Origin of the sequence: Pseudocnuella soli (genome assembly GCF_004347775.1) — a bacterium.
Lineage (GTDB): Bacteria > Bacteroidota > Bacteroidia > Chitinophagales > Chitinophagaceae > Flavisolibacter > Flavisolibacter aquaticus.
In genome coordinates this window covers 2,035,376-2,059,486 of record NZ_CP037755.1, presented here as the reverse complement: position 1 = coordinate 2,059,486, position 24,111 = coordinate 2,035,376, and the positions used below count along the sequence as shown (strand labels likewise).

Below are 24,111 nucleotides of genomic sequence, written 5' to 3'. Positions count from 1 at the left end.
TTCAATCAATCAATTTACAAACCATCAAAACAAGGATACATGTCTACTTCCAGAAGATCATTTTTATCTAAAGCCGGTCTGGCTGCGGCTTTGGCTCCCTTAGCCCCCATTGCATCGTTTGGCCAGCCGCTTGAGCAGGCTGTTGACAACCAGGTAAAATTTTCCGCTCCTTCCGATCTGAAAATTACCGATGTAACCTGCGGCTACATCCGTGGCAGCCTGTTCGTAAAGGTGAACACTAACCAAGGCATTTATGGCCTGGGCGAAGGTGTAGATGCCATTGGCGGCACCTATCACCTGGTGCAAAGCCTGGGCAGAAGGCTGCGGGGACAAAGCCCATTGAACCCACATAAAATTTTTGAAGACCTGCGCCGCAGCGCCCACTTTGGTGGCGGCCAATCGGGTATGTATGTAGCGGTATTGTCGGCTATTGAAACAGCGATGTGGGACCTGACCGGCAAAGCGTTTAACATGCCGGTGTACCAGTTGCTGGGTGGCAAGCTGCGCGACCGTGTAAGGGTATATTGCGATACTGCTCTATACCGCAACCGGTTCCCTTCGCCAAAAGACTTTGCTGATGCAGCTACTGAAGCCATTAAAAAATGGAATTTTGATGCGCTGAAATTTGATATTGACTACGCATCTGACCCCGATAAAAAAGACCGGTACAACTGGACCGCCAGCCCAGGTGAATTACAACGGATGTACGACCAACTGGCTGCAGTGCGCCAGGCTGTTGGGCCAAAAATTGACCTGTGCGTGGACATGCACGGTCGCTACGATTATGTAACAGCGCAGGCCATAGCCAAAAAAGTAGAACCGCTGAACCTTACCTGGCTGGAAGAGCCGGTGCCTGCAGAAAACTTTGCAGCGTACAAGCAAATTGCGGCAGAAACTACTACACCAATCTCGGGCGGCGAAAACGTTTACCTCGGTTATGGCTTTAAGCAACTGCTGGATAATGGCGTTGACATAGTAATGCCGGATCTGCAGAAATGCGGCGGCCTCGGCGAAGGACAGCGCATTGCTAACCTGGCCAACATGTACTATGTGCCGTTCTCACCGCACATGGTTGCCTCGCTGCTGGGTGCAATGGCTTGTGCACACGTTTGTGTAACGGTGCCCAACTTCCACCTGATGGAGTGGCAGTCGTATTTCCATACTGAGCCGATGTTCCGCGAAATTGTAACCTTCGACGAAAAGAACTGGGTAAAAGACAGCTACATCACCGTATCTGAAAAGCCCGGCATCGGCGTTGACCTGAATATGGAAGCAATGAAAAAGTATGCAACGCCCAACGTTCCATTCTTTGCTTAAATAAAAACGTACAGGCAGAAGTGTAGTGCATTTCAAAAGTTCACTTGTTCACGGGTTCACGAGTTTTTTTGAAACCAACCTGTGAACTTGTGAACTCGTGAACTAATCAAACTTAGCCGCTCTTCTGCCTGTTGTTTCCCCCCGCAACAACCCTCTACTGCAGCGCACTTGCCGCGGGTATCGCTGCAGCACCAACGAACCCCAAATGGCTTATGCGCATTTCCTTTTTTGCAATTGCTGCCATTGCCTGTAGCATTCCAGCATTTTCTGCCTCTGCACAAAACATTGCTGCCAACACTTCGCTGGTATATCCCGGCGCCGATGGTAAACTGGTATATGTTCAGGATAGCTTGGGCAACCGCATTCCAGATTTTTCCAATGCAGGCTACAAAGGCGGCGGTGTGCCGCTGCCCCATGTGCAGGCAAAAGTTACCGTGTGGCCCGTCGCCGGCGACAACTCGGCACGGCTGCAAGCCGTTATTGATAGTGTTGCTGAATTGCAGCCCGATGTACATGGATTTCGCGGTGCCATTTTGCTAAAAATGGGGCAATACCTTTTGGAAAAACCGTTGTACATCCGCGGCTCCGGCGTTGTGCTGCGCGGCGAAGGTGCTAACGACATTGGCACTGTGCTGGTGGGCAAAATGCAAAAGGCTGCACCAACAGGCGGCCCGATGCGGGGCGGCCGGCCGGCCCTCATCAACATAGCCGGCGAAGCGGGCACACAGTTACAAGAGGAAAGCAAACAAACCATTGCCGATAGCTATGTACCGGTTGGAGCTACGTCTTTTTCTGTTGCTAATGCAAAGGGCTTCAAAGTTGGTGATGCGGTGACCGTTCGTCGTATTGGCAATGCGGACTGGATCAAAACGATTGGTGCTGACAGTGCAACTGTTGGCCGCAACCGATGGCAGCCATTCAACATTCATTACGACAGAACGATTGTTGCCATCAAGGGAAATACAATCACCATTGATGCGCCGATTTTTTGCGCCATTGAGACACGCTGGGGCGGTGGCGAATTAATTAAATACACCGACAACCGCATTGCACAAACAGCCGTTGAAAACCTGCGTGGCATTTCCGACTTCGATCCATCGGTTCGTACCCGCAACTACGGCAATATGGACCGCGACAAGCTCGATCCGAAATTCCAATACCAGGGTGATGAATATTATTCCGATGAAGCGCATTACTTCAATTTCATCAACATCAGCCATGCTAAAAATGTGTGGGTGCGCAACATCACGGCACTGCATTTTGGCAACAGCGTGGTGCAGGTAGCGGCAGGCAGTAAATGGGTAACCGTGCAGGACTGCGAATCGTGGGAACCTGTTTCGATGCGCATGGGCGCCCGCCGTTTTACGTACCAAATGAATGGCCAATTGTGCTTGGTGCAGCGCTGCTTTTCGCAAAAAGGCCGCCACTCGTTTGTGCTGCAGGGCCACGAGGCCAGCGGCAATGTATTTTTGGATTGCAAAGCAGTGAACCCCTACTCTACCAGCGAGCCGCACAACCATTGGGTAAACGGTGTGCTGTACGATAATGTGCAGGCACCGCTCAGTGCACGATACTGGGATTACATCATTGGATGGGCCGGCGCCAACATTGTGTTCTGGAACTGCGTGGGTGATTTTTTAGTGCAAAGCCCGCCCACCGCGCAAAACTATTCGTTTGGTCATGTAGGTGTAAATGCAGTAGTGTTCAATGCGGGCCTGCAAGACCTGACCAAACCAGTGGGGCATGTGGAATCGATGGATGCACATGTAAGCCCTAAAAGTTTATACCGAACCCAATTGAAAGAAAGACTGGGCGTACAGGCATTGGCCGGTATTGCGCATAAAGGCAGCGATGATTGATCCGCTGCCATCGTACACTTATTTTAAAAGAATGGAATGATGATGAAACTCAAGAATTTTTTCCTGCTCCTTTCCGCATCCTTTTTAACGGCGCAGGCCGCATCGGCGCAAACCATTTCCAAAGAAGAAATGATGTACCTGACATCGGCATGGAAAGGCGAACGCTTTGCAGATGGCCGGCCAAAACTGCCCGATGATATTTTGGAACGGGCGAAGAAAATTTACATTGATGATGCATGGACCGTGCTCAAGAACGAAGGTTATTTTAACCAATACGAAGGAAATTGGAAACTGGTAAATGATGTGACGATGACGGGCCGGGCCGTTACCGCTATGTACCTGCCCAGCCGGCCCGACGTGGAAAAAAACATCAAAGACCGCGGCGCCAAAAAAGGCCGCACGGGCAACACCAACTCGTGGCCCATTGACGTACTGGTGAAGGGCGACCTGTACGTTGCCGATGCGTTTGGAAAGATCAGCGGCGGTGGCATTATGGGCTCTACGCTGGCCAATTCCATTTACGCCAAATCCGGCAACGGCGTGGTGTTCGACGGTGCTGCGCGAGACCTGCAGGAGATCCGAAAGATACAGGGATTCAACGCGCTGGTTCGCGATTTTCACCCGTCGTTTACCGAAGAAATGCTGCTGATGGGACTCAACACGCCCATCCGCATTGGCAATGCCATAGTGCTGCCCGGCGATCTGGTGATTGCCACCATCGAAGGCGTGTTGTTTGTGCCCGCACACCTTGCCGAGCAGGTGATCAGCACTGCCGAATTTGTGGTGCGCAAAGACCAGTTTGGTTTTGAAATGGTACGCACCGGCAAGTACACTACCGGCCAGATCGACAGCCAGTGGTCGGATGATATTAAAACTGAATTTCTACGCTGGCTAGAAAAGCACCCGGAGTTGGGCAAAATGACCCGCGCTGAACTGGATAAGGTGATGAGTAAGCGGACTTGGTAAGATTAACGGAAGTTCGTGTTTGGGTTAAAAGTGACAGGTGTGACCATCGCCAATTTCACACGGCAGATTCTTTGTCATGTAAAATAGATTGCAGCCATCGCCTAGAAGCAGAAGCTAACTCGAAAATCCCATTTTGGGAACTTTTTGTACATTTGATAAATCTTTAGCTTGAGAGTTATTGCCAAAAAGGCACTTCGGGATTTTTGGATAAAACATCCTGATTGTGAACAACAGCTCAAGGCCTGGTATGGAGAAGCCGAAGAAGCTCTGTGGAAAGGCCCACAAGATATTAAGCGGGACTACCCCAGTGCTTCATTCCTGACTGACAACCGGGTTGTGTTTAATATTAAAGGCAATCATTACCGGCTGATTGTTAAGATCAACTATGCATACGTCATGGTGTGGATCAGATTTGTAGGCACACATGCACAGTATGACAAAATCGATGCAACAACAATTTAAAAGGCAGCAGCAATGACCATTAAACCGATCAAAACGAAGAAGGATTACCAGGCAGCGATAAGCCGCCTTGAGGCAATCTTTGATGCACAGCCGGGAACACCGGAAGGTGACGAGCTGGAAGTGCTGGGCATCTTGATTGATAAACATGAACAAGAGCATTATTCAATTGCCTACCCCGACCCGATCGAAGCCATAAAATTTCGCATGGAGCAATTGGGATACACTCAAAGTGACTTAGCGAAAGTGGTGGGATTAAAGAGCCGTGCAAGCGAAATCCTGAATAAAAAACGCAAGCTGACTTTGGAAATGATCCGCCAGATTCACCAAACGCTTGGTATTCCTACCAATGTTTTGATCCAGAGTTATTGAAAGAATAGCATATTACCCCGCATCAAATTACCGAACATTGATCCATAATAAAAAAAGCCCTGCAGCATGCTTTGCTGCAGGGCTTTTTCCATGCGCAATTTAGGATGCAGTAAAAATGCAGCAACGCTATTCGATGAAATTCACAACCCATTCATCCTACAAAAAATGAGGGCCCGTGCAAAAGCACAGGCCCTTTTCTGCTTTGCGCCTCTTCTATGCGCGTTGAACGATTGCTTGCTCTATAGCACGTTTAATAGCCAGGATTCTGCACCAGCTTCGGATTCTGCGCAATGGCTTGCTGCGGAATGGGGTGCATATATTGCTTCATAACAAATTTGTGCGGGTGGTTCAGCTTTACCGGTGTGTAAACCCACACACCACTGTTGTTGCTCGGTACGCTGTTTTCGATCTTCATACCGGTGAGGTCTTTGGTCAGCACCTCGTGGGCAATGCGCCAGCGAAGAATGTCCATGAACCGCTTGTTTTCAAAACACAGTTCCACTCTTCTTTCCTGGCGGATGGCATCACGCATTTGCGTTTGGCTCAAACCTGCAGGCAATGCGGGCAGGTTCACCCGGGCCCTTACAGCATTCATCGCATCATACACCGACTGGTCGGGACCAACCGCTTCGTTCTGTGCCTCGGCATATCCCAACAGCACTTCCACATAGCGGAAGTAGATATAGTTGGCACCGCTCAGGCCCGATGCAGGACGGTTTCTTGGGTTCAGTTTCTTTTTAAAATAATACCCGGTGTTGGTTACGTCGGTGCTGGCAAAGTCGATCTGGTTGAGCGACGGACGCACTTTATCGATGCGGGTGTAGATGGTATCGGTGGTTGGCATCCAGTCCATTTTATACGGTGCGCCATCGTACACAATCCACTTGTAAAAACGGCGTTCGCGGCCCACATAAGGCTTCTGCGGATCGTAGCCCGAAGTAGGATCGGTAATGGGTTTGCCGTTGGCCATAAAGAACTGGTCTACCAACTCCTGTGTGGGGTTGTAGTTGCCCCAGGTGTAGTAGGTGTTCAGGATGTACACCGGGCCGCCATACTGCTCGTAGTTGGAGCCGCGGATGTTGGCCACCTGCTGGCGGTCGAAGATCACTTCCGAGTTGTACTCATTGTCTTCAAACCAAAGCGTGGAGTCTTCCGGGAACAGGTTATACTGTTTGCCTGCACCACCCCATTCGTCCATGAATTTTTTGAACGAAGCCGCAGCTGCTGCCCAACGGTTGTTATCAAAGTTGCCAAAACCGGCAACCTTTGCAGCATCGGGGCCACCCGGAGGTGTAGCCGCGTTGAACGAAGGACTTGCAGCCACCAGTTGCACATGCGCTTTCAGCATTTGTGCGGCACCCAGTGTGGCGCGGCCGGCATCAGCCTGTCCTTTGTTGTATTTCACCGCCAGGTATTTGTTGTTGACAACAGTATCCAGCGTTTTGGTTAAAAAATCCAGGGTTTCGGCATAGGTAGACCTGCTGGTAAACAGCGCAGCCGAATCGGACCGTGTTTGTGGTTCAAAAATCAGCGGCACACCACCCCAGTACTGGAACAGGAGGCTGTAATGAAACGCCCTCAGGAAGCGGGCTTCATCCATGCGCTTGTTGTACCAGGCTTCGGAGTAATTGGCCTTGTTGGTGGTGATCTGTTTCATGAACGTGTTCACCTTGCGGATGGCGGTGTACAGCGCGGGCCAGTTGTGGCGATTGATGGTGCCAATGCCTACGCCGGCGCCGTTCCACAGGCCATAGTTGCTCGATGCCGCATCAAGAATGCCGTCTTTAAACTTCCATGAGTTGTAGTAAAAACCGGCGTCATTGTCATCGGTGAAGTTGTCCAGATTTTCAGGGTCGTTGTACATCTGGGGCAACTGGTCGTACACATCGTTAAAGAAAATGTCGGCGTTGCCTTCCGAAGCCCATTGCGTGGCATCGGTGAGCACCGCTTTGTTTTCATTATCCAGGTGCTTGTCGCAGGAGGCCAGCCCAACCGATGCGGTAAGGATGCATCCGTACAAAATATATTTTCTAACTGATTTCATTTTGTAATGCTTTGAAAATTAGAAGGTGGTGTTGAAGCCAAAGGTTACGGTTCTTTGGATGGGGTAGCCTTGCTCGCCGGTTGTTTCGGGGTCGGTAAATTTCAGTTTGCTAAAGGTCAAAATGTTCTGACCGGTAACGTACAGCCGCAGCGACTTCATCCGAACTTTCGATGCAAGGTTGCCGGGAATGGAATAACCCAAAGAAGCGGTCTTCAGCCTCAGGTACGAGCTGTTCATCAGCCAGAAATCAGAGGTTTGACCGTTGTTGTTCGATGGTGCCGAGTAAGCCCTTGGGTACCTCGAGTTCTGGTTTTCCGGAGTCCACCTGTTGTTATAATATTCGTAAGCCGAGTTACTGTTGTTGTTCAGGTGCGCTACGGTCATAAAGCCGTAGATGTTGAAGTTGGACATGCCCGAACCCTGGAACAGTGCAGAAAAGTCAAAGCCTTTCCAGCTGGCGGCTACGTTGATGCCGTAGATGATGGCCGGAGTGGTTGGGTGGCCGATCTCTGTTTCATCATACGAGTCGATTTTGCCATCAGGTGTACCGTTGGGTCCACCCAGGTCGGCATAACGAATATCGCCGGGACGCAGCGTACCAAACTGTGCTACGTTGTAGCCGTCGGCAGCAGTAATAAAACCATCTTTGTTCTTGTCGTCGTCGGTGGTAAACAGGCCCATTGATTTGTAGCCAAACACGGTGCCGTTGCGGCGGCCGGTGCGGCTGCGGCGAGGGTCGTTTTTGGTAACGGGGTTTTCAAATGTTTGTACCAGTTTGTTTTTGGCATAAGTAAAGTTGCCATCAACCGACAGTTGGAAACCGCTCTTGGAACGCATGGTGGTTCCCAGCGACAATTCAACACCGCGGTTTTCCATGATGCCTGCATTTTCCTGTGCCAGCGACAGGCCATATTCCTGTGGCACTACAATGTTCGGAGCCAGCAGCATGCCGGTTCTTCTTTCAAAGAAATAATCAGCTTCCAGGCGGAACAGGCCGCGCAGGAAATGAGCTTCCAAACCAACGTCGGTTTTCTTGCCAATTTCCCAAGTGATATTGGGGTTGTTTTCGCGGTCAACATAAGAGCCCTGAACCAGTGCGCCATCGCCAAATGCATAGGCGTTGCCGCGCAGCGTGTAAGCACTCAGGAACTGGAATGGGTTACCGGCCAGGTTGCCCGATTTACCCCAGGAGCCACGTACTTTCAAATAATCCATAAACTGAACGGGCTCGAAGAATTTTTCGTTGGAAATAACCCAGCCTGCAGAAAATGCGGGCAGGTATGTCCATCTTTTGCCGGGGGCAAAAAAGTAGTGCCCATCATAGCGGCCCGATGCTTCCAAAAGGTAACGTTTGTCAAAAGCATAGCTGGCGCGGTATACATAACCCACCTGGCTTGAAGTGCCTGATGCACCGCTGTTTTCGAAGTCGTTTTTGTTGGAAGAACCCAGCGACAGCTCGTCGATGTCCACTGCAAAGTTGTTGCGGCGTGCACTGAAATCAAGCTGCTTGGCGCTGCGTTTTTCGGCCACTACCAGGCCGGTAAAATCGTGCTTGCCAAACGAGCGGGCATAGTTCAGGTAACCTTGCAGCGTAAGGCTGTTTTGCTGCCAGTATTGCTGGTTCAGCCAGGCAAAAGTTGCAGCACTGTTTTCCTGTGTGGAAAAGGCACGGGTGTACGTGTATGGTGTAGTGCTGGTGTTTTGCGTGTAATAGGCAAACGGGCGGTGCCATTGCTTATCGAGGTAGTTATACGGGTCATAGCTAACCGAACCTTTTACGCTGAGGCCTTTGATGAAGGGCAGCTTTTGCTCAATGGCAAGTGTGCTCAGCAGGTTGGTGGTATTGCGGCGGTAGTAACCCGTTGAGTTGATTACGCCAATTGGTGCGTTGCCCGAACTTTCACCCCACAAACCGTTGGTAAATGTAAGTGGTGCTACCGGAACAAACTTGTACACACCGCGGAACAACTGGCCGGTGCCACCGTCCACGTCGGCTGTTTTTTGCATCGATCCGTTCAGCGAGAACGATGCGGTGGTGGTAGGCGTTACGTTCACATCCAGGTTCAGGTTGTAGTTAAACCGGTCGTACGTTGATTTTTCAAACATACCATCCTGCTTGAAATAGCTGATGCCGGCAAAATACTTCAGGAACTGGCTGCCGCCACGCACCTGCAGGTTGGCCTGGTAAATGGGCGACGATTTTTTCACCACATCATTCAATGCATCAGAGATCGGATACTTGTCCGGATCCTTTGCGTTGTTGGCCGCGTACTCGTCGATAAAGGTTTGCGGATAAGTGGGGTTGGTACCCGTTGGGTTTTCGGTATAATAGGCTTCGTTTTTCAACCGCATATAATCCTGTGCGCTGAGCATTTTAGGCAAATAAGTAGGCTCCTGGTAGCCATAGTACCCGCCAAATGAAATGCTGGGCGCACCTACGGTTCCGCGTTTGGTGGTGATCAGGATTACGCCATTGGCGCCGCCCAAACCAAAGGGCGCTACCGCAGCGGCATCTTTCAATACCGAAACGCTTTCGATGTTATTGGGATCAACTTCGTTGATGTTGTTGCGGATCACACCGTCCACTACAATCAGCGGTGAGCTATTGCCGGTGGTGGCGGCGCCGCGGATGGTGATGGTGGCGTTGTCGGCGCCGGGACGGCCGCCATTGGCGCGGGTAATGATACCGGTGGAGCGGCCGGCCAAACCATTGGAAATGTTGGCTGCCGGAACCGTGGCCAGTTGTGCACCTTTTACGGTAGACACAGATGCAGTAGAAGTGGCTTTGCGCTGGGTGCCGTAGCCCACCACAATCACCGATTCCATTGAGTTGGCGGTGGTGCTCATTTGCACGATCACGGGTGCATTGGTGCCGCTTTTTACAGCTACTTCTTTAGTGCTGAATCCTACAAATGTTATCACCAATGTAGCTTCCTGTCCCTGCACGTTGAGGGAAAACAGACCGTTGGCATCGGTGCTGGTGGTATTGGTGGTTCCTTTTTCGGTAATGGTGGCGCTGCTGAGGGGGCTGCCGCTTTCGTCAACCACGCGGCCCCGTACCGTAAAAGCGTAGTTGTTGTGGGTTGGATCTTTGTCGATGGGGTTGTTGGCAAACAAGACTGCAGGGCTGGCGGCCAATGACAAAACCAATAGCGGTTTAATCAACAGCGCTTTGTTGAGCCCTGATGGCTGAGCAATCGTTTTTCTCATAAAAATTGATAAATGTTGGTTAATGACGCAATAGCGCTAACAATCGTTTGGTGCAGCATGGTGTATGCTGGTAGTTGGCATTTGGGGGCTTTACTTCATATGCTGGTGGGGGTTTTGTGAAACAATGAGGTGGAAATTCGCGTCAGTTTTTATCGATGCTTTATCAATGTTTGTTGGAGGGTTAGCAACAGGTAGCAGCACTGAAAAAATCACCAACACCTCTTCTATCAAAGCCGCTAATTACCTGTTGCTTCAAATTGTTTGCTGCTATCGTTAACTCATTTTAGTTGTCAGTTTTTATTTGGTATCGGGCAGCGCATACGCCACATAGCCCCTTGGTAAAGCGCCCGGTTTTTTGGAGTGGTTATAACTGTCTTTTGCAAAATTGTTCGATGCATTCACCACGATGTATTGCTTGCCGTTCATGGCAAACATGATGGGTTGCGCATTCGATTCGTAACTCAATGTTGTTTCCCACAGCAGCTTGCCGTTGTCGGCATCGTAAGCGTATAGTTTACCGCCTTTACCGGTGCAGATTAATAGGCCGGTGGAGGTAACGATCATGCCTTTCCGTTGCGAGCCGTTGATGGCACCAGCTGTTTTATCGCCTTTTTCCGCACTGATCGAATCTTCGCCCAGCGGCTGCTTCCATTTAATGGTGCCTTTGTTCAAATCATACGCAATAACCCAGGCCCAGGGCGGCCCCAGCAGGTTGGGCCATGCCGTGCCGTAATCGGTGGTGTACCGGTTCGCGGGGTGTGCCACACCCTGCGGGTAATCGGACATGGGCGGTTTGGGTGCAACATCGGGTTTTACCGGCGCACCACCCGATGCTACTACGGGGCCATCAGGCATTTTACCCGACGCATCGCGGCGCGGGCCAAAGCCCATACGTGCAGCGGTGTTGCCACCGAGGTAACGGAATACCGCAGCCGCACTTTGATCGTCCACGTGTGCAAAACCGGGCATCTGGCCGCGGCCTGCAGTGAGCAGGGTTTTAAATTCATCCAGCGTCATGCGCTGGCCCGATGTAACAATATTGGGTGCAATGCCGCGGCCGGCCAGGTTATCGCCATGGCAGGATACGCAGGAAGTGGTGATGAGGTTTTTTGCTTTCTCCACATCGTCTTTCGACATCAGCTCGGTGGGCTTTTTCACCCGCTCCAGTTTGTACACCGAAGGATACTCCTGGGTTAAAATATACATCATGCCTTTATTGGGCGCCGATGCTGTATTGCCAAAATTGACGCCTCCCAATGCACCGGGCAGCATGATGGTTTCGTATTTATCGGAAGGCGGCACAAATAGCCCCGAGCGGGCCGCATCAATGCGCTTGCTCCATTTTTCTTTTTCTGCTTCGGGCAGGTAAGGGTTCAGCATTTCCTTTGTCACCTTATGCCGTGTAAAACTGGGTAGGGAAGGAATGGGCTGCGTAGGCCAAGCTTTTTCGCCGGGCATGGCGCTGGCGGGGAAAGGTTTTTCTTCGATGGGGAAAACAGGTTTGCCTGTAACGCGATCAAACACAAACATAAAACCGTGTTTGGTGGCCACTGCCACGGCATCAATCTTTTTTTCGTTGCGCGTTACCGTTAGTAGCTGCGGTGCCGATGCAAGGTCGTAATCCCACAGGTCGTGGTGCACGGTTTGGTAATGCCAGATGCGCTTGCCGGTGCGGGCATTGAGTGCCACCAGGCTGTTTCCAAACAGGTTGGCGCCGAGGCGGTCGGCACCATAAAAATCAAAGGTGGGCGAACCAATGGGCAGGTACACGATACCGCGTTGTTCATCCACCGACATTTCGCTCCACACGTTGGCGCCGCCCACATATTTATAAGCGTCTTTGGGCCATGTTTCGTAACCGTACTCGCCGGGGTGCGGAATGGTATTGAATTTCCAAACCAGCTTGCCCGTGACTACATTATATGCCCGGATATGGCCGGGTGCAGAAAAATAACTTTCACCTGGTGCCGAGCCCATGATGATCAGGTCTTCGAACACCACGCCGGGCATCATGGCCTGCATGCGGCGGATGGAAGTATGTTCGCGGTCAAGGTTTTTGCGCATATCCACATAGCCGCTGTCGCCAAAGCTCATGATGGATTTGCCCGTAAGGGCATCAATAGCCTGTAAAGTGTTGTTGAGGGTAAACAGGAGGCGGCGGTCTTTGCGGTCTTTGCTTTCCCAGTAGTTGATGCCCCTGCGGGTAATGCCCTGCAGGTTGGCGTGGATCCAAAGCTCTTTGCCGGTAGCGGCATGTATGGCCACCAGCGACGAGTTTTTAGCCATTACATACATAATAGTATCCACCACGATGGGGCTGAAAAAATTAAACGCCGAATCCATGGTAGGATACACCCAGGCCACCTGGAGCTGGTTCACGTTTTCCTTGGTTAGTTGTGCACCTACAAAATATTTCGACTGGTCGGGTTCGCCGCCATAATGGTTCCAGGTAGCATGTGCCGTTTTGGTGCCATCGTTGTGCACCACTGCAAAAGCAAAAAAACACACCAGTGAGATCAGGACAAGGGGAATCTTGGCAGGCAATCTTTTAAAGATCATGTAGCAATCGTTTGAAGAAATCGGTTCTGGACGGTATAGGGATGGCCCGTTCGATCCGGCTTACATAGTGTTGTAAAACGGCGAACGTTTTTGTTTCATTGGAAGCAAGGCCCCCGGCATGGAGCACTGGTTTTGCCGGAGGCCAGAATAAAATAACTTGATGTTTGTAAACCGCCGGTTCACTATATAAAAAATACAACCGGAAGCTACAGAGTTGCCGAAGCAAAAAGGCTGCGCATTATGGCTTTACACGGGCCAATTTCATTTCGCCTCTTTCGCTTTTGATCAGCACTTCATTTTCATTGATCACTTCGCCGGTGTATTCCAGCTTCATGTCGTTGATGGAAACGGTGTACGAAAATTTCTTGCCATCAATCTTACCATTCTCCAGGTTGGCTTCGCCAAACTGCGTTTTCCAAACGCCTGTCAATGCGTTGCCTGTCGCTTTAAATGTGTAGTTGATTTCGAATGTACCGTTTGGTGTTTCGCGGCTTCCTTTCCAGTTACCGTCAATAGCGTTTTGTGCAAAGGTGGTGAGGCTTCCAACGATCATTAAGAACGTCAATAGCAGTTTCATGGCAAACAGAATTTTGATTGAAAAAATATTAGGACGGTTAAAAATAGTATTACCCATTACAAAAAACGTTCATTATAATCCGCCGATAAATACTAGACAATTCCCTGTGCCGGAATAACTATTTTCCCACTTTGTACCATAAAAAAAGATCACCATTATGTGGGCAACACGATTGCAGCAAACCGTTTGCTATGGCCTCATTGGCTTTTCCCTTATTGCCATTACCCAATGTACTTCATCGTCGGGCGCCGAAGCCGGCTGGGAACAAAAAAACGCGGACCTCATTGCGCAGTATAACTTAAAGAAACAGGAACTTCCATCGCTGCCTGCAGCCGCCGTGCAGTCGAACCTGGAAGCCGCTAAAGTAACCAGTATCGATGGGCTGGATAGTGCCGAACTATTCCCCGGTGTGGGCGCCAAAATGTTTTGGGGCAACGGCACCATGATATCGGTGCTGCAACTTGCACCGGGTGCTAAAATTCCCGAAGAAACCGTGGCCGCCGACCGCTTTGTATTTGTGCTGGAAGGCAGCATAGATCAAACAATCAACGGAACGGCAACGCCGATGATGGGGCAAAAAAGAGTAGCGCCGGATGGTGCCAACAGCGCCACGCCCCGCACCGATTTTGTGTACCTGCAAAAAGGAACCAAAGCGGGCATTACCGCTGGTGCAGCCGGCGCCAAATTGCTGGAAGCTTCTACCCCGTTGCGCCTCGATTACCTGCAAAAAGCAGGCGTGCAAAACATACCTGCAACCGCTGCCGATGTAACTACAACCATGCAGCCTAACGTAGCGCCCAACAAAGTAAATGACCTCTATAACATACAGCTCACCAAGCTGGCCGATGGCGCACATTCAAGGCTGGTTTCGGGCACCAACATGCAACTGAGTTTTATTTCGATGGACCCCAACTCGGTGTTTCCTCACCACATACATCCGCAGGAGCAAATGATGTTTGTGCTGCGTGGCGCATGTGATGAAATATTATTGGATGGCGAACAGGCTATGAAAACCGGCGACGTGGTGCGCATACCTGCCAACATGGTGCATGGCGCTAAAATTGGCGAACTTGGTTGCGATGCGCTGGATGTGTTTTGGCCCGCCCGTGCCGACTACCTGGAGAAAGAAAAAGCGCAGCAAGCCCAATTCCGCGCCATCATACCCGAGAATGCACAACTGGAACTGGTGGTGGATGGTAAAAAAACAAAGCCCGAACTGACTTTTACCGAAGGCCCCAAATGGATGAATGGGAAAGTGTATTTCTCCAACATGTATTTTGACAAAGACTTTGGCGCCAACCCTAAAAAAAGCTCGCTGGTGGAGCTTGATCCCAGCGGCAGCTACCGCAACATTTCGGCGGGTAAAATGCAAACCAATGGATTGTATCCATACAAAAACGGCAACCTGCTGGTGTGTGATATGATGGGCCACCGCGTGGTGGAAATGACAACCAACGGCGAAGTGGTGCGTGTGGTGGCCGATAAATACAATGGCAAGCCCATTGACGGCCCCAACGATGTGGTAACGGATGCAAAAGGCGGCTTTTATTTTACCGATCCGCAGTTTACGATGGAAGCCGAAAAGTTCCAACCAGGCCGCGCTGTTTATTATGTGTCGCCCGAAGGAGCCATTACCCGCGTAACGGAGCCCAACGAATTTGCCATGCCAAACGGTATTGTGCTGTCGCCTGATGGCAAAACGCTGTTCATCAACAACTGCTACGACGATGAAGATTGGTACCCCGTAAAAAGCGAAAAGGACAACTACATCTGGGCTTATGATGTACAGCCCGACGGCACCATCAAAAACGGCCGTAAGTTTGCGCAACTGTTCCTCATCGAAAATGTGCTGGACCGCAAAGGCAAATCGTCTAGCGCCGACGGCATGGCGATTGACAAAGCGGGCAACCTGTATGTAGCCACTTATTACGGCGTACAGATCTTCAACGCAAAAGGTGCCTTTGTAGGCATGATCAACCTGCCCTCCTTCCCTGTCAGCCTTTGTTTTGGCGACAACGACATGAAAACGCTGTACATTGTGAGCTACAGCAAAGTGTATAAGATCCGCACGAATATGGAGGGGTATGTGAATTACTTGTAAGGGGTTTTCGTGAAATGTGAAAAGTGAAACGTGAAAAATGAAAGAGTGGTAGTTGTCACGTGATAGCAGTTGTGTAAATACCGAAAGTATAATTGATTAAAATAAGAAAGCCTGCACAATTGGTGCAGGCTTTCTTATTTTGACAAAGACTGTTTCCTAATGGTCTCGTTGCAGTAGGTTCATCTTGGTTAGAATCCTTCCGTCAAGGAGATGCCGAAACAAGTTCGGCATGACAATTCCGCAAGTTCGATGATCATGCACTTCAAATAAGGAAACCGAAAACACATTTACCTACACACAAAAAAGCCCCGGCAACACCGGTGCTTTTGCATACATGGGAAGGTTTAAGTCGGACGGTATAGTGATTTATAAAAAACTGCGTCACCTGAAATTGTTGGTCAATAAAGTTTTAGTAGAACCCTATTTAAAAATTGAAGTGTTTTGGTTGGTGACCTTTCTATTTTTAAACGCTTTATATCGTTTAGCGCATTGCCGTTATTTGCGGTTGTCGCCGGCCACATCGTAGCCGCGCCATTTAAATGATTTTGCCAGCTTCTCTGCAGCGGGCCATGCAGCCTGGTGCTCTTTGCTCGCTACCCATTTGCGCCGTGCTTCTTCGGTGTCGAAAGAGATCTGCAACTGGTAATTGTAATCTGTTGCTTCACCCTGGATTTCCTTTTCAACAGCTTCCGGGAAAATGCGCAGCAGTTTCGACTCGAGGTAACCTTGCTGCACCAGCATGGCCGGCACATATACGCCGGTGTACATTTTTTCGAAAGCCTCCGCGTTTTCTTTGGTTACCACAAAATCCATTTGCAGTACTATCGCTTTGGGCTTGGCCTGTGCAGTGGCGCGGGCAGCTTCTTTCGGTGCTGTGGCCACACCAATCACCAGCAATTCCAGGTCTTCTTTGCCATCGTTGCTGATGGCCACCGTTTCGCCGTTGGCGCCATAAAATGCATGATCCAATCTGATGGGTGCCGTTTCGCCATTTACGCCAATGCTGCCCGAACCTTTCACCACGTAATACACTTCCTCCATGTTGGCGAGCTGCCTGCTGGCTTTGCTTCCGGCCGGGATGATCACATGATCCACATGGTTCCAGGTGGTGGCAAAAATATCCGGACCCAGGATGCGGCGGTACAGGACGCCGTTGCCCGCATAAGCAGCATTGCCGGTGCGCATCGTTTCCTTTTTCAACTGCCCCGATACAAACTGCGGAATGGCGTCCAACGAGGCGCCTACGCGGTCATCGCCCAGGTCGAAATTGTCGCCGCGGCCCTTGGTGGTACTAACCGCAAAATTGAGCCAGCGCAGCGCCTTGCCGCTGTTGTTGTAAATGCCGTGTGCATGCCCCAGTTTGCAGGGCACCACGGCAGGCCCTTTGATCTTGGAAGTGCGGCCGTTTACGGTAAACTCCGCTTCGCCATCAAAGATCACGTACATCTCTTCGATGGTGTGGTGAAAATGCTGCCCGATGCCTGCTTTGTCGGGAATTTCGCCGGCATGCAGGTACAGCAGGTTGGTGGCCAGGGTCTGGCTGCCAATAAGGCCGGTAAATTTCATTTGCCCGGCGCCAGCATGCACCGCCGACAGTTGACGGTATTTGGATGGATCGTTGAACACAACCCGCTTGCTCAGGTTTTGTGCAAAGGACTGCAGGGCAGCAAATGCCGCCAGCAATAATATGGCTCGCTTCATGTATCGTTAGTTTTTATCTGTTAATGGTTTACAAGCTTACAGCGGCAACCCGGCCCACGGCATTACGGGTAAATACACCATCCACCTTGCGCATCAGGTGCAGCGGGTTGCTGTCTTTCAGTGCATCGGGCAAAAATTCCTGCGGGCAATCCTGGTAACACACGGGGCGCAAAAAGCGGTTGATGGCCTCCGTTCCTACGGAGGTAAAATGCGCAAAGGTAGTGGCCGGGAAAGGTCCGCCGTGCATCATGGCATGCGACACTTCAACGCCGGTGGGCACGCCGTTGTAAATAAGGCGTCCAACTTTTTGCGTCATCACTTCCACGCTGTTGTGAAACTGCGCCAGGTCATCAGGGGTGCCCATTACCGTGCCGGTAAGTTGCCCGTGCAGATGCGCCAGGGTTGCTTTTAAATCAGCAGCATCGTTGCACAGCACCACCAATGATGTGGGTCCAAACACTTCGTTTTGCAGGGCGCTGTTTTGCCTGAAATTTTCGGCGGTTGTTTGGGCCAGCGAAGCAGTGGCTTTATAATCGGCACCGGCTTCTTCGCCGTGGAACAGGGCCTGCACGCCGGGCTGGCCCAGCAGTTGCTGCCGCTCCGACTGGTAGGCCGAGCAAATCGTTTTGTTTAGCATGGTGGCAGCAGGCACCTGCGCCAGTGCGCTGGAAAGCTTTTGCACAAAGGTTTCGGTATTGCTGTCGTTAATGATAAACAGGAGGCCAGGGTTGGTGCAAAACTGGCCCACGCCCAACGTGATGGAAGCACTCAATTGTGCCGCCACTGCATCGGCATCGGCTGCTATCTTTCCAGGTAGTACCAGCACGGGATTAATGGAACTCATTTCGGCATAAACCGGGATGGGTTCTTCCCTATCGTTTACCGCCGATTTCATCAGCGCCATGCCACCGCGGAACGAACCGGTAAATCCTACCGCTTTGATGGCGGGATGTTTTACCAACTGCTGTCCCAGCACAGAGCCCTCGCCAATGAGGGACGAGAACACACCATCGGGCATGCCTGTTTTTTGAGCTGCCTTGATGATGGCCGATGCTACCAGCTCGTTGGTGCCCAGGTGGGCGCTATGTGCTTTTACCACCACCGGGCAACCGGCTGCCAGCGCCGATGCAGTATCGCCTCCGGCTGTGGAAAATGCCAGCGGGAAATTTGACGCTGCAAACACCGCCACCGGCCCAATGGGCAACATCATGCGGCGCAGGTCGGCACGGGGCAGCGGCTTACGGTCGGGCATAGCCGTATCAATGATGGCATCCACAAAAGAGCCGTCCTGCAGGTGCGCTGCAAACAGGCGCAACTGCCCTACCGTGCGGCCACGTTCGCCGGTGATGCGGGCTTCGGGCAGGCCGGTTTCGAGGTGTGCCCGCTGAATGAGTGCATCGCCCAGCTCCATAATCTCGTCGGCAATGGCTTCGAGGAAGGCCGCTCTTTCCGCAAACGATGTCTGGCTGTAGGTTTCAAATGCCGCTTTTGCCTTTTGCACTGCGGCGCTTATTTCTTCGGCCGTTGCTATGGCAAAGTCGCCGGGCAGGTTTTCTTTTTGCACAGTGCTGAATGCCTTTAGTTTTTTATCGCCTGCCGATTTGGTTTCAAATCCAATGAAGTTATGTCCGAGGAGCATGGTATGAGGTTTCAGGTTTTTGAGCCCGCGGGTTGAGCCCGGGCATTGTTATGTACACAATCGTTCGCCAGACAAGGTATCTAAATAGGCGGGTACAATACTTCCAAATAAAGCCACCGAAGGATTATAAACATATTGGGGTGGTGCATATCATCGAAAGGCCTTGGTTTGGCAACAACAAATCAGATTTAGAATTTTGCACAACATCAATATTCCAACACCAATTACATCGAAAACATTTCACTGTTCGCAACAAATAAAACACCCACCGCATTCAGCAGTGGGTGCCCTGTTTTAAATCAAAAATCAAGATGCAAAAATCCTATTTCGCCGTGATGCTCCCCGTGCTGTGCAACAACTGCGGATGCAGTTTACCGTCGATGCCGGCATCCATTTGCAGCCCCAGCAGGTGGGCAATGAGCGGTGCAATATCGGTGAGATTCATTTCGGGTACCACGGCACCGTGCCTGATGCCTTTGCCAAAGGCAACAAAGCCGGTTTGGATCTCTTTAAAATCGGGGAAGTAGCCATGCGTGCCGCCTTTAGCGCTGCGGATAAACTCTCCTTTTGAATCGGAGCTAAACGTGTAGCCCTTTTCCGCAGCCAAGGCTAATACAGCATTTGGATCGGCACCAATCGCATCCAGTTGCTGGCGTGTTTTGATCTTAAAAAATTGTTGCTGCTCGGCCGGAAGCTGGGCCAGCAGGCTTTTTACTTTTTCCAGCGTAGCCTTGTCACTAGGATCTTTCAGGTGCAAAAAAGTGGCGCCACCCGATGCATGAAAGTAAGCCTTCCAATTATCGCCGCTGTTGGGTGCATACAGGCCCGCTTTGCGCAGCAGCACATTTGGCGCCAGCGCATTATGGATGTTTACAAACCCATGATCGCCGGTGATGATGAACGTGGTTTGCTCATAGATGCCCGCCTTTTTGGTGGCTTCTACAATCTTGCGCAGTGCACCATCCACCACGGTCAGCGAGGTGCGTACCTTGTCACCATCGCGGCCCTGCTCGTGTTCAAAATGATCCACCGTAACCAGGTGCAGCGACAACAGCGCCGGCTTGTGTTTGCGAATGAGGTAACAGGCCATTTGCGCATTGATGTCGTCGATGCCGTAGTAGTCGCCATTGAAATCAATGGGCTCCAGTTTACCCGTTGCTTGCTGCTGTATTTCGGCAAACAATCCTTTCGGTGTTGCGTTTTCTTCCAGCGCTTTCAGCATGTTCCGCTCCTCGCCCTTTTTCTTAGGCAGGTACCAGTATTCGGGCACCACATAATCGGCGGCGCTGTTCAGCGTAACGGGCCAGAACACCGATGCAGTAACGAGCCCTTTTTGTTTCGCGAGGTCAAATACAGTGGGCACTTTGATGCCCTTATAATCCCAGTACCATTTACCGGTAATGGAATCGGTTTCCACAGGTGTGTTGTAATAGATGCCATGCTTGAGCGGCTTTTGCCCGGTGATCATCGCGGTATGCGAAGGATAGGTAACCGACGGAAATACGCCGTTGACTCCATCCGAATGAGCGCCTTTTTGCAGGCCCTGCCGCAGGTTCACCATTTCCCAGCTGGGGTCTTTGTAAAACTCTGGCCGCAAGCCATCGACGCTGATCAGGATCACGTGGCTGTTTTGTGCACCTGCCGCAGCGGCCAGCATCATCAACACGAATATCATTGCATTTCTTGTCATCATGGTAACAGTTATTGCTGCTCTAAAAATTGATGCAACCGGTTAAAAACTATAGCGTACGCCCAGTTGTGCCTGGAACGGTGTACCGCCCAGTGGCGACACGCCGGAAGTGGTGTTTACGCGGTAGCCAAATGTTTCGGTTGCGGCATTGAACGAGGTGATGTTGTAGATGTTTTGCTTGCCCAGGTTTTGGTTTACACCACGTTTTTTATTGAAGGTGTTGGCCACGTTGAACAGGTCCATCGACAACTCCACGCCGTGCTTACGATTGATCATTACTTTTTTAGCAAGGCGCAGGTCAAACACGCCATTGAAGCCGTTTTCGCCACCATTGCGTTCTGCAATCTTGCCAAAGCTGCGCGTCAGGTATTCTTTGAAATTGCCCTGCACATCGGGATTGGCCAGTATGGCATTGATGCCATCTGCAATGTATTTGGGCGTAGCCGCATCATTGGGATCGTAGATATAAGCAAGGTCGTTCGAGTTAACAAAATCTCCGTTCATGTTGCCGGCCACCGCCAGCGAGTAGCGGGTGCCACCGATGCCCGAAAAGCGCAGGCCGATGGTGATGCCGCGGATGCTGGGAGCATTGGCATACACCACCACCTTGCTGCGAAACTGGTTGTCGGCATAGGTCATGCGGCTCAGGTCGCGGGGATCGTCTTTTACCATCAAACTCAGCGTGGCACTGTTAGCTACGTTGCCGTTGTATGATGTATTATCGCGGCTATCGTTCCAGGTGTACGATGCAGTGATCTGGCCATCTTTGTAATACCGGAATGTACCATCCAGCACCACGGCAAACTGGTTCTTTTTACCATCGCTGATCAGTTCCAGCACCCGGCCCAGTGTGTTTGTTTTGCGGCTGTCTACCCAGTTGGCCACACCGTTGCGGGCATTGATGGTATTTGCCGGCACATACACGCCGCGGTTGGCTTCCTGCTCAATCCGGAAATAAGGTTGGTCCACCATGTTGCGGTCAACATACATATAGTTGTTGCGGGCAAATGAAGCATAGCCGCTGATGCCAACACGCAGCCGTTCGCTGAACATATGGTTGTAGGTAAGGCTTGCTTTGTACACCGTAGGCACTTTAACGTCCTTCGCGTTGGTGTTGATGGTGATCAGTTTTTCCACGCCGGGAATGTTGAACAGGTCTTTACCCGGTGCAGTGGAAGGATCCTGGCGATAGCGTTCAAAATCAGGCGTGGGCACGTTGGTGGTCATATCCACAGCGGCCACTTTGGTACCATCAAACAGGATGTTGTTGATCATCGAATACGGGTTCAGGTTGGAACCAAAAATGCCGGCACCAAAGCGGATAAAATCACGCTTCTTTTCGTTTACATCCCACATCAATTCAAAACGTGGTTGCACCTGCAGCGTCTGGATTTTATTATTGGTAACAATGCCCAGTTCCTTTTCTGCAACGGCATTGTAGTTGGCGCCGTTCAGGTATTGGGTATTGTCTAAACGAACACCTGCCAACAGGTTGAAACCCCGGCCCAGCCGCGTTTCCATTTGGCCATATACACCCGAAGCCAGCTGGTGCAACACTGTTGAAGGATCATCCACAATGGCAATCTCACGGGCATAGCGGTAAGGAATGCCTTTTTCAAAATTATCCAGGCCGGTAAAGAAAAAGCGGCCGTTCATTTCGCTGCCGTACACGTTGTGCATCTTGGTGTACATCATGTCCACACCAAAAGTAAACTTGGCCCGCTCGGTATTGTAATACAGGTTGTTCACCACCTGGTACACGGTGCCTTTAAACCACTCCGGCGAAAAGCGCTGGCCGCCGATCTGGATGGAGTTGGTATAGTTGGTGCCTTTTTCACCAACCGAAGTCACGTTTTCAACGATGGCACGTGGAATACCTGCAGGCGGCAACTCGGGGCTTGGAATTACAAATTCGTGCTGCAAAAATTGCTGCGCCTTGAACTCGTTGGTAAGCTTGGAGTTGATGGCCGAACGCAGCGACACAATCAGGCTGTTGTTCATTTTCTTGCGGTCGATATATGACTCCCGTGCATTGATGCCCGAGTTGTCGCCTTCCGAAAGATTATCCAGTTCGTACACATAGTTGTTGCGGATGGTGAGCAGGTTTTTGCTGTTCAACTGCCAGTCCACCCGGCCAAAGATGGCATCGGTAGAACGGCCTTTATCGAAGGACCCAAACTGCGGGTTATCGGACACGCCATACTTTTCCCGTGCAATGGCAGTAAAGCGGTCCAGTGTGCTTTGCGTTACGCGGAACGCAGCTTCATCGGCAGCCGAACGCACATCGGCAATAATCAGCGGGCGGGAATCCTGCTGGTGGTCCCACACCAAAAAGAAATGCGCTTTGTCTTTTACAATCGGGCCTCCGATGGATGCTCCGTATTGAGCGGTAGAAAAAGGTTGGTTGCGGCGGTTTCCGCGAATATCATATCGACTCGAGAGTTTGTTGTGGCGCAAAAAGCCAAATGCGCTTCCGGTAAACGTGTTGGTCCCCGATTTGGTAACCGTGCTGATGGTGCCGCCACCTGCGCGGCCTTCGGTTACATCGTATTCGTTGTTCACCACTTTAAACTCGCGGATGGCTTCCATTGAAATGGAATAAGCACCCGAAGTGTTGCCGCCGGCAATGGTGCCCCTGGCCGACATACCATCGATGGTAAAGTTGGTGGACGATTGCAGTTGGCCGCCAATGCTGGTGCCGTTGGCCAGCGGCGAAAGGTCGATGAGTGTAGTAAAATTGCGGCCGTTTACGGGCAGCGTGTTCAGGTCTTTTGGCGAAATGGTGGTGGCCGCACCTACGTTGGCAATATTGCGGCGAATGGTGTTAGTGGTTACCACAACTTCGGTGAGGGCTCCTTCGTTTTTAATCAGGCTAAAACCAATTTCCAGCCGGTCGCCCTGGTTCAGTGCAATACCGGTTTTCTTTTCCGACTTATAACCAACATAGGAAACAGTGAGCGAATAAGGCGAACCCAGCGGCAACTGGTTGAAGATGTAACCGCCTTCTTTGTTGGTTACCGTGGAGGTGGTAAAACCTGTTGATTCGTTTTTTACATAAATGGTAGCCCCCTGTACTGGGCCATCGGCGCTGGATACAGCACCCAATACAACGGCCTGGGTGGCGTTTTGGCCCAAAACCATTAGGGTGTTACACAGCAATAGAAATAACAGTCCGACTGAAAGTCTTAGTTTCATTGTAATGATCGTTTATAATGTATAGCGGATGACGAGTGGTCGTGTATTTTTTACGTACACGGTTATGGCTAACCGTTAGCACCTGCACTTTTATGCACAGATTTTGGTTCAGCAAGGATGGATGCGGTTGTTGTGTTTCGCGGTGTAAAAAGAAGAAACGGATGTTATCTTAAAGTGAAGCCAAAATGACCGCTATATTAAGTTTAAGTGGGGAGCAATAAACGACTGCTGGGCAAATAAGAACCTTCAGAAGTATTCCGGATGATTTAGTCAATGCAATTTAATATCATATGGTTGCTGCAGCACCGGGTGGTTGTCACGATGAGCTTTAATTGATCAGGGTATTCAATAAAGCGGGAATTTTCTCCGCACTATTTGCGCTTTCTACCAATATTTTCGGTAATCTGCAGTAACATAAGGCA

Annotated in this window: 14 protein-coding genes; 6 read left to right on the top strand and 8 right to left on the bottom strand. The window is 50.8% G+C overall.

From position 1 onward, the window contains the following. Nucleotides 1-39 precede the first annotated feature (39 nt). From EPD17_RS08545 to EPD17_RS08525, 5 genes are all read left to right on the top strand, one after another. Nucleotides 40-1,317, top strand: coding sequence for a mandelate racemase/muconate lactonizing enzyme family protein (locus tag EPD17_RS08545; RefSeq protein WP_114235107.1), 1,278 nt, complete (start codon nucleotides 40-42; stop codon nucleotides 1,315-1,317). A 212-nt stretch (nucleotides 1,318-1,529) separates the two neighbouring features. Then, nucleotides 1,530-3,176 carry a hypothetical protein gene (locus tag EPD17_RS08540; RefSeq protein WP_132053422.1) on the top strand — a complete coding sequence of 549 codons (1,647 nt, stop codon included), beginning with the start codon at nucleotides 1,530-1,532 and terminating at the stop codon, nucleotides 3,174-3,176. A 36-nt stretch (nucleotides 3,177-3,212) separates the two neighbouring features. Next, complete coding sequence (locus EPD17_RS08535) at nucleotides 3,213-4,142, top strand: RraA family protein (protein ID WP_132053421.1); 930 nt, start codon at nucleotides 3,213-3,215, stop codon at nucleotides 4,140-4,142. Between the two features lie 168 nt (nucleotides 4,143-4,310). Then, nucleotides 4,311-4,604 (top strand): type II toxin-antitoxin system HigB family toxin, encoded by a 294-nt coding sequence (locus EPD17_RS08530; RefSeq protein ID WP_132053419.1) that lies wholly within the window; start codon nucleotides 4,311-4,313, stop codon nucleotides 4,602-4,604. A gap of 12 nt (nucleotides 4,605-4,616) precedes the next feature. Next, the gene (locus tag EPD17_RS08525) at nucleotides 4,617-4,973 is read left to right on the top strand and encodes a helix-turn-helix domain-containing protein (RefSeq protein ID WP_132053417.1); all 357 of its coding nucleotides are present in this window, start codon (nucleotides 4,617-4,619) and stop codon (nucleotides 4,971-4,973) included. Between the two features lie 250 nt (nucleotides 4,974-5,223). Here EPD17_RS08525 and EPD17_RS08520 read toward each other — a convergent pair whose 3' ends face one another. The 4 genes from EPD17_RS08520 to EPD17_RS08505 all read right to left on the bottom strand — a co-directional run bounded on the left by EPD17_RS08520 (nucleotide 5,224) and on the right by EPD17_RS08505 (nucleotide 13,363). Then, entirely contained in the window at nucleotides 5,224-7,017 is a 1,794-nt protein-coding gene (locus EPD17_RS08520; RefSeq protein ID WP_132053415.1) for a RagB/SusD family nutrient uptake outer membrane protein, read from the bottom strand. A gap of 18 nt (nucleotides 7,018-7,035) precedes the next feature. Further along, entirely contained in the window at nucleotides 7,036-10,227 is a 3,192-nt protein-coding gene (locus EPD17_RS08515; protein ID WP_132053413.1) for a SusC/RagA family TonB-linked outer membrane protein, read from the bottom strand. 297 nt (nucleotides 10,228-10,524) lie between these two features. Continuing rightward, nucleotides 10,525-12,786, bottom strand: a complete 2,262-nt coding sequence (locus tag EPD17_RS08510) for an outer membrane protein assembly factor BamB family protein (RefSeq protein ID WP_132053411.1) — start codon at nucleotides 12,784-12,786, stop codon at nucleotides 10,525-10,527. A 238-nt stretch (nucleotides 12,787-13,024) separates the two neighbouring features. Continuing rightward, nucleotides 13,025-13,363, bottom strand: a complete 339-nt coding sequence (locus EPD17_RS08505; RefSeq protein WP_114235286.1) for a hypothetical protein — start codon at nucleotides 13,361-13,363, stop codon at nucleotides 13,025-13,027. A gap of 157 nt (nucleotides 13,364-13,520) precedes the next feature. Here EPD17_RS08505 and EPD17_RS08500 point away from each other — a divergent pair, with 157 nt between their 5' ends. Beyond that, the gene (locus EPD17_RS08500) at nucleotides 13,521-15,464 is read left to right on the top strand and encodes an SMP-30/gluconolactonase/LRE family protein (protein WP_132053409.1); all 1,944 of its coding nucleotides are present in this window, start codon (nucleotides 13,521-13,523) and stop codon (nucleotides 15,462-15,464) included. A 495-nt stretch (nucleotides 15,465-15,959) separates the two neighbouring features. On the opposite strand, the gene EPD17_RS08495 is transcribed toward EPD17_RS08500, so the two are convergent. From EPD17_RS08495 to EPD17_RS08480, 4 genes are all read right to left on the bottom strand, one after another. Further along, on the bottom strand, nucleotides 15,960-17,165 hold the full coding sequence (locus EPD17_RS08495) for a cupin domain-containing protein (RefSeq protein WP_132053407.1): 1,206 nt from the start codon (nucleotides 17,163-17,165) through the stop codon (nucleotides 15,960-15,962). A gap of 28 nt (nucleotides 17,166-17,193) precedes the next feature. Further along, complete coding sequence (locus tag EPD17_RS08490) at nucleotides 17,194-18,804, bottom strand: aldehyde dehydrogenase (NADP(+)) (RefSeq protein WP_132053405.1); 1,611 nt, start codon at nucleotides 18,802-18,804, stop codon at nucleotides 17,194-17,196. Between the two features lie 322 nt (nucleotides 18,805-19,126). Further along, nucleotides 19,127-20,497, bottom strand: a complete 1,371-nt coding sequence (locus tag EPD17_RS08485; protein WP_204743374.1) for an alkaline phosphatase family protein — start codon at nucleotides 20,495-20,497, stop codon at nucleotides 19,127-19,129. A gap of 39 nt (nucleotides 20,498-20,536) precedes the next feature. Continuing rightward, nucleotides 20,537-23,689, bottom strand: a complete 3,153-nt coding sequence (locus EPD17_RS08480) for a TonB-dependent receptor (protein WP_132053403.1) — start codon at nucleotides 23,687-23,689, stop codon at nucleotides 20,537-20,539. Nucleotides 23,690-24,111 lie beyond the last annotated feature (422 nt).